General features: G+C 66.9%; 15 protein-coding genes and 1 riboswitch. Of the genes, 8 read left to right on the forward strand and 7 right to left on the reverse strand.

Going from position 1 to position 15,974, the window contains the following annotated elements:
- Positions 1–20 precede the first annotated feature (20 nt).
- The gene (locus tag RSO01_RS41810; RefSeq protein WP_147156542.1) at positions 21–305 is read right to left on the reverse strand and encodes a metal/formaldehyde-sensitive transcriptional repressor; all 285 of its coding nucleotides are present in this window, start codon (positions 303–305) and stop codon (positions 21–23) included.
- Between the two features lie 322 nt (positions 306–627).
- On the opposite strand from RSO01_RS41810, the gene RSO01_RS41815 reads away from it, so the two are divergent.
- Both RSO01_RS41815 and RSO01_RS41820 read left to right on the forward strand, forming a co-directional pair.
- The gene (locus tag RSO01_RS41815) at positions 628–2,625 is read left to right on the forward strand and encodes a carbohydrate porin (protein WP_147156543.1); all 1,998 of its coding nucleotides are present in this window, start codon (positions 628–630) and stop codon (positions 2,623–2,625) included.
- Between the two features lie 41 nt (positions 2,626–2,666).
- Positions 2,667–3,380 (forward strand): MgtC/SapB family protein, encoded by a 714-nt coding sequence (locus RSO01_RS41820; protein ID WP_147156544.1) that lies wholly within the window; start codon positions 2,667–2,669, stop codon positions 3,378–3,380.
- A gap of 71 nt (positions 3,381–3,451) precedes the next feature.
- On the opposite strand, the gene RSO01_RS41825 is transcribed toward RSO01_RS41820, so the two are convergent.
- Positions 3,452–4,384, reverse strand: coding sequence for a histone deacetylase family protein (locus RSO01_RS41825; protein ID WP_147156545.1), 933 nt, complete (start codon positions 4,382–4,384; stop codon positions 3,452–3,454).
- An 11-nt stretch (positions 4,385–4,395) separates the two neighbouring features.
- The gene (locus RSO01_RS41830) at positions 4,396–6,384 is read right to left on the reverse strand and encodes a carbohydrate porin (RefSeq protein WP_246159178.1); all 1,989 of its coding nucleotides are present in this window, start codon (positions 6,382–6,384) and stop codon (positions 4,396–4,398) included.
- Positions 6,385–6,459: 75 nt separating this feature from the next.
- Between RSO01_RS41830 and RSO01_RS41835 the strand changes: the two genes are divergently transcribed.
- On the forward strand, positions 6,460–6,819 hold the full coding sequence (locus RSO01_RS41835; RefSeq protein WP_147156546.1) for a hypothetical protein: 360 nt from the start codon (positions 6,460–6,462) through the stop codon (positions 6,817–6,819).
- 10 nt (positions 6,820–6,829) lie between these two features.
- On the forward strand, positions 6,830–8,344 hold the full coding sequence (locus tag RSO01_RS41840) for a protein adenylyltransferase SelO (RefSeq protein ID WP_147156547.1): 1,515 nt from the start codon (positions 6,830–6,832) through the stop codon (positions 8,342–8,344).
- Here RSO01_RS41840 and cobD read toward each other — a convergent pair.
- Positions 8,320–9,309 (reverse strand): threonine-phosphate decarboxylase CobD, encoded by a 990-nt coding sequence (gene cobD / locus RSO01_RS41845; RefSeq protein ID WP_308933121.1) that lies wholly within the window; start codon positions 9,307–9,309, stop codon positions 8,320–8,322. The genes RSO01_RS41840 and cobD overlap by 25 nt on opposite strands.
- 22 nt (positions 9,310–9,331) lie before the next feature.
- Here cobD and cbiB point away from each other — a divergent pair, with 22 nt between their 5' ends.
- Positions 9,332–10,309, forward strand: a complete 978-nt coding sequence (gene cbiB / locus RSO01_RS41850) for an adenosylcobinamide-phosphate synthase CbiB (RefSeq protein ID WP_147156549.1) — start codon at positions 9,332–9,334, stop codon at positions 10,307–10,309.
- A gap of 389 nt (positions 10,310–10,698) precedes the next feature.
- On the opposite strand, the gene RSO01_RS41855 is transcribed toward cbiB, so the two are convergent.
- From RSO01_RS41855 to cobO, 3 genes are read right to left on the reverse strand one after another with little or no spacing between them, the layout of a single operon-like run.
- Positions 10,699–11,454, reverse strand: a complete 756-nt coding sequence (locus tag RSO01_RS41855; protein ID WP_147156550.1) for a hypothetical protein — start codon at positions 11,452–11,454, stop codon at positions 10,699–10,701.
- Positions 11,451–12,938 carry a cobyric acid synthase gene (locus RSO01_RS41860; RefSeq protein ID WP_174825992.1) on the reverse strand — a complete coding sequence of 496 codons (1,488 nt, stop codon included), beginning with the start codon at positions 12,936–12,938 and terminating at the stop codon, positions 11,451–11,453. Before RSO01_RS41860 ends, RSO01_RS41855 begins: the two co-directional genes overlap by 4 nt.
- Positions 12,938–13,549, reverse strand: a complete 612-nt coding sequence (cobO, locus tag RSO01_RS41865; protein ID WP_147156551.1) for a cob(I)yrinic acid a,c-diamide adenosyltransferase — start codon at positions 13,547–13,549, stop codon at positions 12,938–12,940. The genes RSO01_RS41860 and cobO overlap by 1 nt, the downstream gene beginning before the upstream one ends.
- A 62-nt stretch (positions 13,550–13,611) precedes the next feature.
- A riboswitch (cobalamin riboswitch) is annotated at positions 13,612–13,804 on the forward strand.
- Positions 13,805–13,930: 126 nt separating this feature from the next.
- Here cobO and RSO01_RS41870 point away from each other — a divergent pair.
- From RSO01_RS41870 to cobW, 3 genes are read left to right on the forward strand one after another with little or no spacing between them, the layout of a single operon-like run.
- Positions 13,931–14,554, forward strand: a complete 624-nt coding sequence (locus RSO01_RS41870; RefSeq protein WP_147156552.1) for a HupE/UreJ family protein — start codon at positions 13,931–13,933, stop codon at positions 14,552–14,554.
- Entirely contained in the window at positions 14,551–14,949 is a 399-nt protein-coding gene (locus tag RSO01_RS41875; RefSeq protein WP_147156553.1) for a DUF1636 family protein, read from the forward strand. Before RSO01_RS41870 ends, RSO01_RS41875 begins: the two co-directional genes overlap by 4 nt.
- Positions 14,946–15,974 carry a cobalamin biosynthesis protein CobW gene (gene cobW / locus RSO01_RS41880; protein ID WP_147156554.1) on the forward strand — a complete coding sequence of 343 codons (1,029 nt, stop codon included), beginning with the start codon at positions 14,946–14,948 and terminating at the stop codon, positions 15,972–15,974. Before RSO01_RS41875 ends, cobW begins: the two co-directional genes overlap by 4 nt.

Genomic DNA, 15,974 nt, shown 5'->3' on the forward strand with positions numbered 1-15,974 from the left:
CCCGCGGTCCGGCAAGACTGTCACTTGAAATAGGAATGGACGATCTCGACCAGTTCCTCGGCCGCCTGCGTGCGGGCATCATGCCGGCCCGACGAATCGACGAAATGTTCGAGAATATGGTCCTCGATCACTTCGGCGATGAAGCCGTCGAGCGCCCCACGACACGCCGCGGCTTGCTGCAGGACTGACGAGCAGCTTGCATCCTCCTCGATGCGCCGCTCGACGGCGTCGAGCTGGCCGCGAATGCGCCGCACGCGCATCAGCAGCTTGCGCTTCTCCTTTTCCTTCTGCGGTGTCGTCGTCATATTGGCTTGATCCTATCCTGGAGGGGGGTATATGGACGCCGTCCACGCCGATTGTCGACCTCGTTCGGCGAGAGGCGCAGATGAATGCGGTCCACAAGCTCCGCCCGGCGATGCAAGGTTGCCCGTCTATGCCCGAAGTCGGCGCGCACGATCCTTGCTTGCTGCTGGCGGCGGGACGCCGCTGGCCGCCTGACCTGCGTCTGGCGGCGCGTGGCGTCGTTGCCGTACGTTCCCTGGCATGGTGCTGTAACCGACAACAACGAACATCGATCCTGAGCCGGCGGCCGAGCCTGACATGCGGCAGATGAAATCGGGAATGACAATGAACAGACTGAGATCGATCGGGGCCGGGGGCCGGGTCTGGAATGTGGCTGGTGCAGGGGCACTGGCCACGTTGCTGCTGTCGTCCGCACCAGTCTTGGCGCAGGAACCAGGCCGCTCCGGCTTCTACTTCGGCGGTCACATGGGCTACCTGTTCGGCAACGGCACGGCGACCTTGGCCGACCCCATCGGGATTCAGTCGGCCGGCGGCACCACCCCGTACGGCACGCTCTACGGCGGCGTGCACGCAGGCTACGAGCAGCACTTCGCCTCGCGCCTGATGCTGGGGCTCGAGCTCGACATGTCGTTTCCGAACTACAGCGACCTCGCCAACGTGCTGTCGTATCGCGCGACCGGCACCGGCACGGCCAACGAACAGCTCGAGTACCTCGCGAGTCTGCGCGGTCGTGCCGGCTATGACATGGGATCGTGGACTCCGTTCGTGACGGGCGGCATCGCCTGGGCGAGCACGCGCTACTCGCGCACCGACCTCACGACGGGCAACGAGGATGCAAGCCCCGGCAACATCCGCGTGGGCTGGACGGTGGGCGGCGGCCTCGACTACCGCCTCGATCCGCGCTGGACCACCCGCTTCGAGTACCTCTACACCAACCTCGGCCTCAGCGGCTTTGTGTTCGGCTCGGCGCCCGCGCGCTACGATTCGCAATACAGCCTGAACCAGTTCCGCGTCGGCCTGAACTACAAGTTCGGCGTCGAGGACGAGAAAAAAGCGAAGGCCGACGATCGTGGTCCTGGCAGCTGGGAAATCCATGGCCAGACCACGTTCATCTATCAGGGCTATCCGCCGATCTACGCCCTCTATAGTGGAACCAACAGCCTGCCGCCGGAGGGCCAGAGCCGCGAGACCTGGACGGTGTCGGGCTTCCTCGGCGTGCGGCTGTGGCAGGGCGGCGAGCTCTATTTCAATCCCGAATTCCTGCAGGGATTCGGCGTGGCCAACACCGTGGGCGCGGCAGGCTATCCCAACGGCGAGGCGCAGAAGTCGAACTTCCCCTATCCGCGCTTCAATGTCTCGCGCCTGTTCCTGCGGCAGGAGATCGGGCTGGTCGGCGAGACCGAGACGGTCGACAGCGACTATGGCCAGCTCTCGGGCGTGAAGGACATCAATCGCGTCACGCTGCAGTTCGGCAAGTACTCGGTGAAGGACATATTCGATACCAACGCCTACGCCAACGACCCGCGCATCGACTTCCTCAACTGGTCGATCTGGGCGGCGGGCGCCTTCGACTATCCGGCGGACCGGCTGGGACTCACCTGGGGCCTCACCGCCGAGCTGAATCGCAAGGATTGGTCGGTGCGTGCCGGCTACTTTCTGGTGCCCTTCGAATCCAATGCCAACACGCTCGACACGGCGCTGTTCGTGCGCGGCGGTTACGTCGGCGAGCTGGAGATGCGCTACAGGCCGTTCGGTCAGGAGGGCGCGTTTCGGCTGGGGACGTGGCTGAACAGCGTCTACGCCGGCTCCTACAACCAGGCCACGGTGCTCGCCAATCCGGACCTGGGCCTCAACGCCAACGATACGATCCCTTGGACGCGCCAGGGTCGCACCAAGTACGGCCTCTACCTCAACTTCGAACAGGCGCTCTCCGACTCAGTGGGCCTGTTCGGTCGCTTCAGCTGGAACGACGGCCGCAACGAGATCATGTCCTTCACCGACATCGACACCAGCCTGTCGCTCGGCGTGCAGATCAAGGGCACACTGTGGGGTCGGCCGGATGATCGCGTCGGCATCGCGGGCGCCTGGAACAACATCTCCGGTGACCACAGTGCCTATCTGGCGGCCGGCGGCCTGGGTCCGCTGGTCGGTGACGGCGCCTTGAGCTACGCCTCCGAGAATGTGTTCGAAGCCTACTATGCCTTCCAGCTCGCCAAGGGCATCGTGGCGACGGCGGACTACCAGTTTCTCGGCAATCCCGCCTACAACATCGTGCGCGGTCCGGTGAATGTGTTCAGCGGACGGCTGCGCATGAGCTTCTGACCTTCATCATCCTGTAACGTCGAGAAGGCTAACGAGGCAGCATGCATCTCGACTTGGCGAGCCTTGGGGATTCCGCCTTGCGCCTCGCGGTGGCGCTGCTGCTCGGCTCGGCGATCGGCATCGAGCGCCAGTGGAACCAGAAGATGGCCGGGCTGCGGACCAATGCGCTGGTTGCCCTGGGCGCCTCGGGATTCGTCGTCTTCTCCGGCCTGGTCGGCGCCGGCGATCCGACGCGCATTGCCGCCCAGGTGGTGACCGGCATCGGCTTCCTGGGGGCTGGCGTCATCCTGCGCGAAGGCATCAACGTGCATGGGCTCAACACCGCCGCCACGCTCTGGTGCTCGGCCATGGTGGGCTCGCTGGCGGGCGCGGGGCTGCTTGGTCCCTGCCTGCTCGCTGCCGCCTTCGTGATCGCCACTAATCTTTTCCTGCGACCGCTGATACGGCGACTCAACAATCGCCTGATGACCAGCACTAACGTCGAGACGCACTACACCGTGGAGATCGCCTGCCGCGGTGCCGAGGAAGCGCATATGCGCTCGCTCCTGCTGCACGCGCTGTCCCAGGCCGGGCTCGGCCTGCGTCGCCTTGAAAGCGAGGACATACCCGACACGTCCAAGGTGACCGTCACCGCGCAGGCGGTCGCCGCCAAGCGCAACGACGCGGCCCTCGAGCAGATCGTCGGCCGCCTCAGCCTCGAGCCCAACGTGTCGGCGGCGACCTGGCAGATCGACCGGTCGATCCCGGAGGCTTAGGGCGTCTTCAAGGGAGCGCGGGCCTCTGGCCCGCATCATGAGCGGGCCAGAGGCCCGCGCTTCCAGAAGAGTTAATCCTGCATCAACGTCTGCACGTGCGTGGCGACCGACTCCGCCAGTGCACCGAGGTCGTAGCCGCCTTCGAGGACGGAGACCACGCGGCCTTCGCTGTGGCGGTCGGCGATGGCGAGGAATTCCTCCGTCAGCCAGATGAAATCCTCGGTCTCGACCTCGAGCTGAGCCAGCGGATCGGCGGCATGAGCGTCGAAGCCCGCCGAGATGATGACCAGCTCCGGCGCGAAGCCGTTCAGCGCGAGCAGGATGCGCTCGGCCCAGGCGGCGCGGAACTCCTTGCTGCCGGCGCCGGCCGGCAGCGGCACGTTGATCACGTTGTTGGCGATGCCATGCTCGCGCGGTGAGCCGGTACCGGGATAGAGCGGGGACTGGTGCGTCGAGGCGTAGAAGAGGTTGCGGTCGGGCTCGACCACGGCCTGCGTGCCCTGGCCGTGATGGACGTCGAAGTCGAGGATGGCGACGCGCTCGATGCCGTAGCGCGCCTGCGCATGGCGGGCCGCTACCGCGACATTGTTGAACAGGCAGAAGCCGCCGGGGATGGCGGGCGAGGCGTGATGGCCGGGCGGACGGACCGCGGCGAAGGCGGTGCGCGCCTGGCCCTGCATCACGGCGTCGACGCAGGTCACGGCCGCGCCGGCTGCGCGCTGCACGGCCTCGGCGCTGCCCTGGCTCATCACCGTGTCGCCGTCGATATGGACGTGCTCGCCGGGGCCGGGCCGGACGCCGAGGATCGCCTCGACATAGTCCTGCGGATGCACGCGCGTCAGTTCCTCGAGCGAAGCGAGGGGGGCCGGCACGCGCGCCAGCTCGGCGAAGGCCGGATCGTCGAGCGCCGCCAGCACGGCGCGCAATCGGTCGGGCCGTTCGGGATGGTAGGGGCCGGTATCGTGCTCGAGAAAGGACGGATGGCTGACCAGGAGAGTCGTCATGACGGGCGCCTCTAGAATTTGGCCATCAGCCGGCCGCTGAAGAAATGCGCCGGGCCGCGGACCGCATTGTAGGCAGGGTTGCCCAGGTACTGGTAGTCGGCCGTGACGAAAACGCCCTTGGCGAGCTTCAGCGAGTAGTAGGCCTCGGCAACGAACTCCGAGGCATAGGTGAGAGCGCCGTCACCCACTGTCTGGCCGAGGCCGCCCACCGCCAGGTAGTTGGCATGGCTGGACGAGATCGAATTGATGGCGCCGCCGATCCCGATCGTATCGTCCGGCCGGTTCCAGGAGTTGCCCTTGATCGACAAGCCGCCTGAGACGCTGGCGTCGATGTCGGTGAAGGCCAGGATCTCGCTGCGGCCGTCGTTCCAGCTGAAGCGGAAAAAGGCGCCGACGTCGTCGCTGAGCTGCTGGTCGATGCTGAGATAGAGACCGTACTTGGTCCGCGTCTGCCGCGTCAGGGCAATGGCGGTGTTGGGATCGAGAGAGGGGGTGGCATTGGTGAGCGCCACGGCGTCGGCGTAGGAGCCGGCGAAGGCGCTGGTCATCCAGACGCCGAGCCGCGTCGTGCCAGGCTGGTCGAATGGCTGGTAGCGCATCTCCAGCTCGCCGACAAAACCGTTGCGCGAGATCAGGGCGAGGTCATAGACGTTGGTGTCGGGCTGGTTGGCGACCAGGAAATAGCCGGCGCGAACCGCCCAGCTCGGCTGGTTGAGCTCGGCGGTGATGCCCCAGGTGAAGCCGACGCTGTCGGCTGGATAGTCGAACGCAGCCGCCGACCACACTGCCCAGTTGAGGAAATCGACGCGCGGGTCGTTGGCGTACTTGTTGTTGTCGAAGAAGTCCTGCACGGCGAACTTGCCGGCCTGGACGGTGATGCGCGAGATGTCACGCTCGCCGGCGAGCTGGCCGAGATCGCTTTCCACCTTCTCGCGCTCGCCGCCCAAGCCGAAAGTCTGGCGCACGTACAGGCGCGAGGTGTTGTAGCGCGGGTAGGGGTAAGCGCGCTGCGCCTCGCCGTTGGGGAAGCCCGCGGCGCCCGTGGTCAGCGCCACGCCGTAACCCTGCAGGGTCTCGGGATTGTAGTAGAGCTCGCCGCCCTCCCAGAGCCTCACGCCGAGGAAGCCCGACATCGCCCAGGTCTCGCGGCTCTGGCCGGACGACGGCAGGCTTTGCGGGCCGTCATAGGCGGCGCGGATCGGCGGGTAGCCTTGGTAGACGAACACGGTCTGGCCGCCGACCTCGAAGCTGCCCGGTCCGCGATCGTTCTGCTTGCTCTTCTTCTCCTCGACCTCACCGAAGCGGTAGTTCAGGCCGAAGCGGACACGGTGCAAGTTGTACTGGGTGTCGTAGCGCGCCGGCGCCGAGCCGAAGACGAAGCCCGAGAGGTTGAAGTTGGTGTACAGGTACTCGGCGCGCGCCGACCAGCGCGAATCGAGCCGATAATCCAGGCCGGCGCCCGCCGTCCAGCCGACGCGGATGTTGGACGGGTTGGCGTCCTCGTTGCCGGTCGTGAGGTCGATGCGCGAGTAGCGCGTGCTCATCCAGGCGAGGCCGCCCGTGAGGTAGGGCGTCCAGGCGCCGATGTCGTAACCGACCCGCCCGCGCAGCGATGCCAGCCACTCGTATTCCTCGCTGGCATAGCCGGTCGGCGTGGCGCGGTAGGACAGGACCTTCGAGGCATCCTCGTAGTTGGGGAACGAGAAGTCGGCCTCGATGCCCAGCATCAGCCGCGAGGGGAAGACATATTCCCAGCCCGCCTGCACGCCGCCAAACAGCGCGCCGTAGGGGTTGGTGGCGCTCTGCGAGCTGATGCCGGTCGGGTCGGCGAGCGTGGCCGTGGCGGTGCCGAACATGTAACCGACATGGGCGCCGGCATAAAAAGAGCCGCCGCTGCGGCGGTTATCGTCGGTCTGCGCCTCGGCCGACCCAACTGGTTGCACCGCCGCGATCAGGGCGGCGATCGCAAGGCCCTGCGCTGTCCTTGCAAAGCTCATCATCGATCCCACCTCTACCTTGAGCGGGTGTGCAAAGCGACGATAAGATGCGTTTTTCCTGCTCGGAGAAGCCGTTTCATGTTGCGTAAATTGTTGGCCGTCGTCCTTTCGCTTGCCGGAGGCGAGGTGGCGGCGCAGGAGACCAGCTTCCTGCTGATCAACGGCACGGCGTATCCGATCAGCCAGTTGGCAGTGTCCGAGACCGACTTCAATTTCTGGACGCCCAATGTGCTGCGTCCGCCGCCGATCAAGGCGGGCGAGCGTCGGCAGGTGACGTTCAACGCGCCGACGACCTACTGCCAGGCCGACCTGCAGGTCGGTTTCGCCGACGGCGGGCAGCCGGCGGTGTGGCGCAACCTCAACCTTTGCACGCTGAGCAAGATCAAGCTGGTCTACGACCGCATGACGGGCATGACGACGGCGAGCTACGACGATTAGGGAAGCAAGCATGGCGAACGACACGGGTCTGACCTTCCTGCGCGAGGCGCCGCCATCCAGCGGGGGGCCGGTCTTCGCCTTCGACAACAGCTATGCCCGGCTGCCGGAGCGTTTCTATGCCCGGCTCGATCCGACGCCGGTTCCGGCACCGCGCCTGCTCAGGCTGAACGAGGCGCTGGCTCGCGAGCTCGGCCTCGAGCCTGAGATGCTGGCGACGCCGCAGGCCGTAGACGTCCTGGCCGGCAACCGCATCGCCCTCGGCTCCCAGCCGATCGCGCTCGCCTATGCCGGCCATCAGTTCGGCAATTTCGTGCCGCAGCTCGGCGACGGCCGCGCCATCCTGCTGGGCGAAGTCGTCGATCGCCTGGGCGTGCGGCGCGACATCCAGCTCAAGGGCTCGGGCCCCACGCCGTTCTCGCGCCGCGGTGACGGCCGCGCGGCACTGGGTCCGGTGCTGCGCGAATACATCGTCAGCGAAGCGATGGCCGCCCTCGGCATCCCGACCACGCGCTCGCTCGCGGCAGTCGCCACCGGCCAGCCGGTGATGCGCGAGACCGTGCTGCCGGGCGCCGTGCTGACGCGCGTCGCGACAAGCCACATCCGTGTCGGCACCTTCCAGTTCTTCGCCGCGCGCGGCGACGGCGAGGCGCTGCGCCTGCTCGCCGACCACGTGATCGCGCGGCACTATCCTGATGCACGCGACGAGGCCAATCCCTATCGCGCGCTGTTCGATCGCGTGATCGCGCGCCAGGCCGAACTGGTGGCGCGCTGGATGCTGGTGGGCTTCATCCACGGCGTCATGAACACCGACAACTGCTCGATCGCGGGCGAGACCATCGATTACGGCCCCTGCGCCTTCATGGACACCTACAAGCCCGACACGGTGTTCAGCTCGATCGACCACGGCGGCCGCTACGCTTACGTCAACCAGCCGCGCATCTGCCATTGGAACCTGGCTCGTTTTGGCGAGACCCTGTTGCCACTGCTCGACGACGACGCCGACAGGGCGCTGGCCATCGCCAACGAAGTCCTGGCCACCTTCCAGGGCCGCTACGGCGCGGCGCTGATGGCCGGCATGCGGCGCAAGCTCGGCCTCCTCACCGAGGAAGACGGTGACGGTGCACTCGCGCAGGAGCTGCTGGATGCGATGGCCGAGGCGCAGGCCGACTTCACCAAGACGTTCCGCGCGCTCGATCCGCAAAGCGATGACAAGGTGCGGCCGCTGTTTGCCGAGCCGGCCAGGTACGACGCCTGGGCGTCGCGCTGGCGTGAGCGCCTGGCGCGTGAGCCGCAGGATGCCGATGCACGTCGCGCCGCGATGCAGTCGGTCAACCCGGTCTACATCCCGCGCAATCATCGCGTCGAGGCGGTGCTGGCCGCGGCGATCGAGCACGACGACTACGGCCCGTTCGAGGAATTTGTGGCGGTGCTGGCCCGGCCGTTCGAGGAGCGTGCGGAATTCGCCGACTATGCCGAGCCGGCGCCGACCGACCAGGGCGGCTATCGCACCTTCTGCGGCACCTGAAGCGCCGCTGACAGGCGGCGGAACTCCCCGTCGCCGGCCGGCAGGCCGAACCGCAGCCATGTCGGTTGATGGCCGAAGGCGCGGACATGGATGCCCTGTCGCGCAAGATCTTCGACCTTGTCATGCGCCTTGGGATGGCTCGCCAGCCTGAACAAGGTCGTGCCGCCCAGGATCGTGAAGCCGGCCGAGGCCAGCAACGCATCGAGCCTGTGCGCATCGTCCGCGAGGCGGGTTGCCGCCGCCTGCAGCCATGCATCGTCAGCCAATGCGGCCGCACCGATCGTGAGGGCAGGGCCGGCCACCGCCCACGGTCCCAGCTCATCGCGCAATTGCCGGGCGAGCGCCTCGTGGGCGACGGCGAAGCCCAGACGCAGCCCCGCCAGACCATAGGTCTTGCCGAAGGAGCGTAACACGACGGCGTTGCCCGGCAGGTTGCCGGCAAGGCTTGCCTCGCCGGGCAGCAGGTCGATGAAGGCCTCGTCGACCACCAGTAGCCGCGCTGTGACACCGCGCAATGCCTGCGTCGGCAAAATTCGGCCGGTCGGATTGTCGGGATTGACCACGACCACGACGTCGGCGTCCGCCGCCTCGAGAGTTGTCACGACAGCCACGTCATGGCCGTGCCGGCGCCAGTTGTGTTCGTGCTCGGCATAGGTCGGCCCGACGATGGCGACGCGTGAGCGCGGCACCAGCCGCGGCAGGATCTGGATCAGCGCCTGCGTGCCCGGGGCGGCAACGAGCTGGCCGGGCGCACAGCGATAACGCGCGGCGGCAGCGGCGATCAGCGCCTGCTCGGCTTCGCGCGACGGCAGGCGCGACCAGACGTCGGCGGGCTGCTCGATGACGGGATAGGGCACGGGATTGATGCCGGTCGAGAGGTCGATCCACGGCTGCGGTGCGTCGGGATGGCGTCGACGCACCTCGCCGAGGTCGCCGCCGTGGGCGATCGGTTTGCCGGTCAACACGCCTGTGTTAGGCACATCCTGCATGTTCGCCGACCTCGCCCTCGTTGCCATCGCGACCGAAGCGATGGTCGGCTATCCCGACGCCGTCTATCGCCTGATCGGCCATCCCGTAACCTGGATCGGCCGCCTCATAACATGGTGCGACGACACCTGGAATTCAGCGGCGCGATCGCCGCGCGAGCGGCGGCTCTACGGCGTGGTGACGCTGCTGTTGCTGCTGGTGGTCTCGCTGCTAGTCGGCTTGGCCATCATGGCTCTTCTAGAACGTCTGTTCCCAAGCCTGATTGCACTCATCCTGTGCGGCGTGCTGGCAAGCACGCTGCTGGCGCAGCGCAGCCTCGACACGCATGTGATGGCCGTCGCCAAGGGCCTCGAGACGGAAGGCCTGGCCGGTGGCCGCACGGCCGTGGCGCATATCGTCGGCCGCGAGACCGAGAACCTTGATGAAGCCGCCGTCTGCCGAGCGGCGATCGAGAGCCTGGCCGAGAACTTCTCCGACGGCGTGGTGGCGCCCTTGTTCTGGATGGTGGTGTTGGGCCTGCCGGGCGCGCTCGCCTACAAGGCGATCAACACAGCCGACAGCATGATCGGCCACAAGACCGAACGCCATCAGGCGTTCGGCTGGGCCTCGGCGCGCTGCGACGACCTGGTGAACCTGCCGGCCTCGCGCCTGTCGGCGCTGTGGCTGGTGCTGGCCGCCGTGCCCCTTGGCTTCTCGCCCGCCGGCGCGTTCCGGACGATCGGGCGCGACGCCGGCCACCACCGCTCGCCCAATGCCGGCTGGCCCGAGGCGGCGATGGCAGGCGCGCTCGGTATCCGGCTGTCGGGTCCGCGCGTGTACGACGGTGTGCGCGTGGAAGAGCGCTGGGTGGGCGAGGGCAAGAGCGACCTCACGGCGAAGGATATCCGCCGCGCGCTCATGCTCTACCGCACGGCCTGCGGCCTGCAGGTCGCGGTGCTTGCCCTGATGGTGTTCGGTCTTAGGATCGCGACGAAGTGATCGCGTGAAAGCACTGCTGGCACTCGCGTCCGGCGACACAAGGCGCGGCGTTATTGCGCGTCAGACCCCCTACGGCACGCAAAAACTCGCGAAAACGAAACTGGCAAATGCTGACCACAGTGCTTGACGGAACAGCACTGTAGTTATATTGTCTGTCTGTTGCGTCGCTTTCCGGCGCTCCCGTTCTATGCATCGTTTGATCCGAGACCCAACAGGCCGGCTGACACCGCGCGGTCCGTCCGCTCGCTTGCATCCGGACGGGCCACTCTCCCCAGAATGAGGCACAACAGATAGGAGGTGCGATATCAAAAAGGCACTAGGCTCTCTCTCGGAAACCTCAGGAACCTCAGAAACCTCTCGCACCTCTGGCGGCAGTGCATGCACCAAAGTCACCAGGCGGCCTCGATCCTGGCCCGCATCCAGCGCCGCGTCGGCCAGCACAGGATCAGCATGACCGGGATGAGGCAGAGCGACAGCAGCGAGAGGATGTGGGAGGTCCTGCCGTAGCCTTCGATGCCGGAAAGTCCGAAATAGCCGAACATGATGGCGACAGAGACCGTGACGATCATTCCACGCTCGGAGGACGACGCCGTTATCCGGCCGAGCGCCATGGGCAGGGTGCGCGCGAAGAAGAACCACATGGCGGTCGCGGTCGGGATACCCAGCACGATCAGGACGACCCAGGGCGAGACGCCGAGCCCTCGGGCGATATCGGCCATGTCGCCGGTAGGGGCAAAGGTGCGGATCGGCACATAGTCGAAGAAGTTGCCGAGGTTCATGAAGTTGAACCAGAACACGAACGTGAAGAGCAGGGTGCTGCTACGCACGCGCGGACGCTGCAGCAGCCAGAGCGACACCAGATAGAGCGCGCCGTTGGCGAGGCCAGGGCCCGCGAAGCCGACCAGCACCGCAGCGAACCCGTCACCACGGGCGTACATGGCGGCGTAGTCGACACGCTGGTCGATGTCGATCAGGAGTATGACGTCGGTGACGCGACGGACGCCCCAGTGGATCACCAACGGGTCGCTCTTGTAGCCAAGTGCCCAGGCCATGAAGGAGTGGGCATATTCGTGGGGAAGTAGCGCGGCGTGATGCGCCAGCACGACGCTGAGGAGGCTGGCAGCGATGTGGCCGGCCTGCTTCACGCGCCGATCTTCGGTTCGCGCGCCAGCGCGAGCAGGCGGTCGCAATCGATGTGCTTCTCGAGATGGTCGGCGAGCAGGTCGAGTGTGATGTCGACATCGGCTTCATAGTCGAAGCCCGCGGCGCGTCCGCCGATGAGTTTTAGCCAGTGCTGCCGCTGCCGGTCGTCGGCCAGTAGCCCGTGGATGTAGCAGCCGGCGACACGGCCATCGCCGCTCACCGCACCGTCGGTCTTGCCACTGCCGAGGCTGAGCAATGGCCGAAGGGATCCGCCCCTCCCGCTGGTGCTGCGGCCGACATGCATCTCATAGCCCTTGAATGGCACGGCGCCGTCGACGGTCTCGCCGGTCACCTCGACCAGGACCTTGTCGCCTTCCAGGACGGTGTCGACATCGAACAGGCCGAGCCCGTCGACCTTCTGCGGCGGTCCCTCGATGCCATGCGGATCGGCGATGGTGCGGCCGAGCATCTGGTAGCCGCCGCAGATGCCCAGCACGAAGCCGCCGCGCCGCAGATGCGCCTTGAGGTCGATGTCCCAGCCCCACTCCCTGAGCGAGGCGAGGTCGGCAATGGTCGACTTCGAGCCGGGCAGGATGACCAGGCGGGCATCGCCCGGCACCGGCTGGTGCGGGCCGACGAAGACGAGATCGACGCCGGGATCGAGTCTCAGCGGATCGAAGTCGTCGAAGTTGGCGATGCGCGGGTAGACCAGCACGGCGACACGAATCCGCCCGTCGGCATCGCCCATCCTCTTGTCCTGCAGGACGACCGCGTCCTCGGCCGGCAGGCGATGCGCCCCGTTGAAGTAGGGGACGAGGCCCAGCGCGGGCCAGCCGGTGCGTTCGCTCACCGTCTTCATGCCGTCGTCGAACAGCGTGGGATCGCCGCGGAAGCGATTGACGATGAAGCCCACGATCATGTCGGCGTCGGCCGCGTCGATCACGGTCTTGGTGCCCACCAGGCTCGCGATCACGCCGCCGCGGTCGATGTCGCCCACCAGCACGACGGGCACATCGGCCGCCCGCGCAAAGCCCATGTTGGCGATGTCGCTCTTGCGCAAGTTGACCTCTGACGCGGAGCCCGCGCCCTCGACCAGCACGAGATCGCAGTCGCTTGCGAGCCGTCCGAAGCTGTCGAGGACCGCCCCTAGAAGCTTGGGCTTCAGTCCCTGGTATTCGCGCGCCTTGGCGTTGCCCAGGATCTTGCCCTGCACGACGACCTGGGCGCCGACATCGCTCTGGGGTTTCAACAGCACCGGGTTCATGTGGACGCTGAGCGGCACGCGGGCGGCGCGCGCCTGCAGCGCCTGGGCGCGGCCGATCTCGCCGCCGTCGGCGGTGACTGCGGCATTGTTCGACATGTTCTGCGGCTTGAACGGCCGGACACGAAGACCGCGCCGCGTAAAAACGCGCGCCAGCCCCGCGACCAGCAACGACTTGCCGACATCCGATCCCGTGCCCTGGATCATGATGGCGCGGGCGGTCATCAGAACTCGATGCCCTCCTGCGCCTTCACGCCGGCCGCGAAGTGATGCTTCACCAGCGTCATCTCGGTCACCAGGTCGGCCGCCTCGATCATCTCGGGCTTGGCGTTGCGGCCGGTGACCACGACATGCTGGTCGGCGCGACGCGCCTTCAACGCCGCCACGACGTCGGCGATGGGAAGATGGTCGTAGCGCAGGGCGATGTTGAGCTCGTCGAGCACGACCAAGCGGATGGCGGGGTTGGCCATCAGGTCGCGCGCTTTTGCCCAGGCACGCTCGGCGGCGGCGACGTCGCGCGCGCGATCCTGCGTCTCCCAGGTAAAACCTTCACCAAGCGTGTGCCATTCGACCTGATCGCCGAAGCGTTCCAGGGCGGCGCGCTCGCCGGTCTGCCAGGCGCCCTTGCCGAACTGCACGACTCCGCACTTGAACCCACGGCCCAAGGCGCGCAGCAGCAGGCCCCAGGCCGCCGTCGATTTGCCCTTGCCCTTGCCGGTATGGACGATCAGCAGGCCCTTCTCCGCGGTCTTTTTCGCGACCTCGGCATCCTGCACAGCCTTGCGGTTGGCCATTTTTGCCTTGTGGCGGGCGTCATCGTCGGTTTCTGCGGTCATGCCGGCACAATACTGCAGCCCTGAAGGCAACCGAAATCCCGTTGACGGGCCTTCTCCGCCAACCGTATCAAGCGGGCGACGGTGCCCCTCACGGGGCTCAAAAGGGAACGCGGTCCGGCCATACGGCCTCAATCCGCGGCTGCCCCCGCAACTGTAGTCGGCAAGCCGATGGCCAGGATACCACTGGGAAACCGGGAAGGTGGCCAAAGGCGAGGACCCGAGAGCCAGGAAACCTGCCGTCAAACGCCGCATCCGAACCGTCGCGCGGGGCGCAGCGAGGGTCGAGGCAACGCTTTTCGTCCGGCCGCTCGGCCGGATGAAGGTGCTCCGTCGGAGACGGCATCCATTCGGGCCTTCGGGCTCGCGACGACGGAGGAAGCGATGGTGTTTTCGTCCAAGAGGCTCGGCGTGCTTGCGATCATCATGATCGTGGCGGCGCAACCGGCATGGGCCCATCACGTCATGGGCGGCAAGATGCCGGAGACGTTCCTCCAGGGTCTGCTGTCGGGCTTCGGCCATCCGGTGATCGGCGTCGACCATCTCGCGGCCATCGTCGGCGTCGGCATCCTTGCCGCAATCGCCGGCCGCAGTGCTGCCGTCGTTCTGGCGTTCAGCGTCGCTGTCATCGCCGGTGTCGGCCTGCATCTCAGCAAGATCGACCTGCCGGCGAGCGAATTGTTCGTTGGATTGACGACGCTATTGATCGGCGCGCTGGTGATCGCGCGCCAGTCGATGGGGCAGGGCCTGGCGCTGCTGCTGTTCGCCGTTGCCGGCCTGGTGCATGGCTATGCGCTGGGCGAATCGATCGTCGGCGCTGAGCCCTCGCCGCTGGTCGCCTATCTCCTCGGCCTGCTGATCATGCAGAGCGCGATCGGCGTCAGTGTCTATGCCGCCGTGCGGGCGCTGGCGCGCTGGCCGATGCGCACCGCCGGCCTCACCGCCGCGGGCGTGCTGGTCGCGCTGGCGGGCGGCATCGCGGCTGCCTCGGCGGCGGGCCTGACGTGACGACAACCATTCTTTATGTCTGCGTCACCTGCCGCGGCACGCCGCCGGTCGACGCGCCCGCCAACCTTCGACCGGGCGCGCGCCTGCTGGCCGAGGTGGAGCGGCGGCTCGCCGCCGACGGCGACAAGAGCATCGACGTGGTGCCAGCCAACTGCCTGTCGAACTGTCCGCGCGCCTGCAGCGCGGCCGTGTCGGGGTCCGGCAAATGGACCTACGTGATCGGCGACCTCGATCCCGATCGGCATGCCGGTGACATCATCGATTTTGCCCGCCAGCACCGGGCGCACGAGCAGGGCGTGCCGGAGTGGCGCGACCGGCCTGAGCATGTCCGCAAACACACCATCGCCCGTGTGCCGCCGGTGAAACCCGCGGCACCTTCCCAGGAGCAGTCATGAGCATTGCCAAGGTCCCCTGCACCATCGTCACCGGCTTCCTGGGAGCCGGCAAGACGACGCTGGTGCGGCACGTGCTCGAGAATGCCGACGGCCGCCGGCTCGCCGTGATCGTCAACGAGTTCGGCGATGTCGGCATCGACGGCGAGATCCTGAAGAGCTGCGGCATCGAGAGCTGCCCCGAGGACGCCATCGTCGAGCTGGCCAACGGCTGCATCTGCTGTACCGTCGCCGACGATTTCGTGCCGGCGCTGAAGAGCCTTCTGGACCGTCCGTCGCCGCCCGAGCACATCGTCATCGAGACATCGGGCCTGGCCCTGCCCAAGCCGCTGGTGAAGGCCTTCAACTGGCCCGAGATCGCCTCGCGCGTGACGGTCGACGGCGTCATCGCCGTGGTCGATGGCGCGGCGGTCGCCGCCGGCCGCTTTGCCGACGATCCGGAAGCGGTCGCCAGGCAACGCGCCGAGGATTCCTCTCTCGACCACGACAATCCGCTGGAAGAGGTGTTCGAGGACCAGCTCCTCTGCGCCGACCTGGTGATCCTGAACAAGGCCGACCTGATCTCGCAGGACGAGCGCCGCACTGTCGCCGGCGAGATCGCCAAGACCCTGCCGCGGGCGGTGAAGGTCGTGGAGACCGAGAACGGCAAGGTGCCGATCAAGGTCCTGCTCGGCCTGGGCGCCGAGGCCGAGTCCGACCTGGCGAGCCGCCCGTCGCATCACGACCTCGAGGGCGAGCACGACCACGAGGATTTCGACACCTTCATCGTCGACCTGCCGGTCTTCGATTCGCCGCAGCAACTGGTCGATCGCCTGGTGAAGGCCGCCGACGCGCACGACATCCTGCGCATGAAGGGCTTTGTCGACATCGCCGGCAAGCCGATGCGGCTCCTGGTGCAGGCCGTCGGCAGCCGCGTCCAGCATCACTACGATCGCAAGTGGCCCGCCGGCGAGCGCCTCGGCCGGCTGGTGGTGATCGCGGAAAAGGGCTTCGACAGGGACGTGATTAGAGGACTCATCGCCTCTTAA

Origin of the sequence: Reyranella soli, assembly GCF_007992495.1 — a bacterium.
In the GTDB taxonomy this organism is placed as follows: Bacteria; Pseudomonadota; Alphaproteobacteria; order Reyranellales; family Reyranellaceae; genus Reyranella; species Reyranella soli.

Excerpts from the sequence above, each read along its gene's own strand:
- RSO01_RS41820 (WP_147156544.1), top strand. The coding sequence starts at position 2,667 with ATGCATCTCGACTTGGCGAGCCTTGGGGATTCCGCCTTGCGCCTCGCG.
- RSO01_RS41870 (WP_147156552.1), top strand. The coding sequence starts at position 13,931 with ATGGTGTTTTCGTCCAAGAGGCTCGGCGTGCTTGCGATCATCATGATC.
- cobW (WP_147156554.1), top strand. The coding sequence starts at position 14,946 with ATGAGCATTGCCAAGGTCCCCTGCACCATCGTCACCGGCTTCCTGGGA.
- RSO01_RS41840 (WP_147156547.1), top strand. The coding sequence starts at position 6,830 with ATGGCGAACGACACGGGTCTGACCTTCCTGCGCGAGGCGCCGCCATCC.
- RSO01_RS41810 (WP_147156542.1), bottom strand. The coding sequence starts at position 305 with ATGACGACGACACCGCAGAAGGAAAAGGAGAAGCGCAAGCTGCTGATG.
- cobO (WP_147156551.1), bottom strand. The coding sequence starts at position 13,549 with ATGACCGCAGAAACCGACGATGACGCCCGCCACAAGGCAAAAATGGCC.
- RSO01_RS41815 (WP_147156543.1), top strand. The coding sequence starts at position 628 with ATGAACAGACTGAGATCGATCGGGGCCGGGGGCCGGGTCTGGAATGTG.
- RSO01_RS41835 (WP_147156546.1), top strand. The coding sequence starts at position 6,460 with ATGTTGCGTAAATTGTTGGCCGTCGTCCTTTCGCTTGCCGGAGGCGAG.
- RSO01_RS41830 (WP_246159178.1), bottom strand. The coding sequence starts at position 6,384 with ATGATGAGCTTTGCAAGGACAGCGCAGGGCCTTGCGATCGCCGCCCTG.
- RSO01_RS41825 (WP_147156545.1), bottom strand. The coding sequence starts at position 4,384 with ATGACGACTCTCCTGGTCAGCCATCCGTCCTTTCTCGAGCACGATACC.
- cbiB (WP_147156549.1), top strand. The coding sequence starts at position 9,332 with ATGTTCGCCGACCTCGCCCTCGTTGCCATCGCGACCGAAGCGATGGTC.
- RSO01_RS41860 (WP_174825992.1), bottom strand. The coding sequence starts at position 12,938 with ATGACCGCCCGCGCCATCATGATCCAGGGCACGGGATCGGATGTCGGC.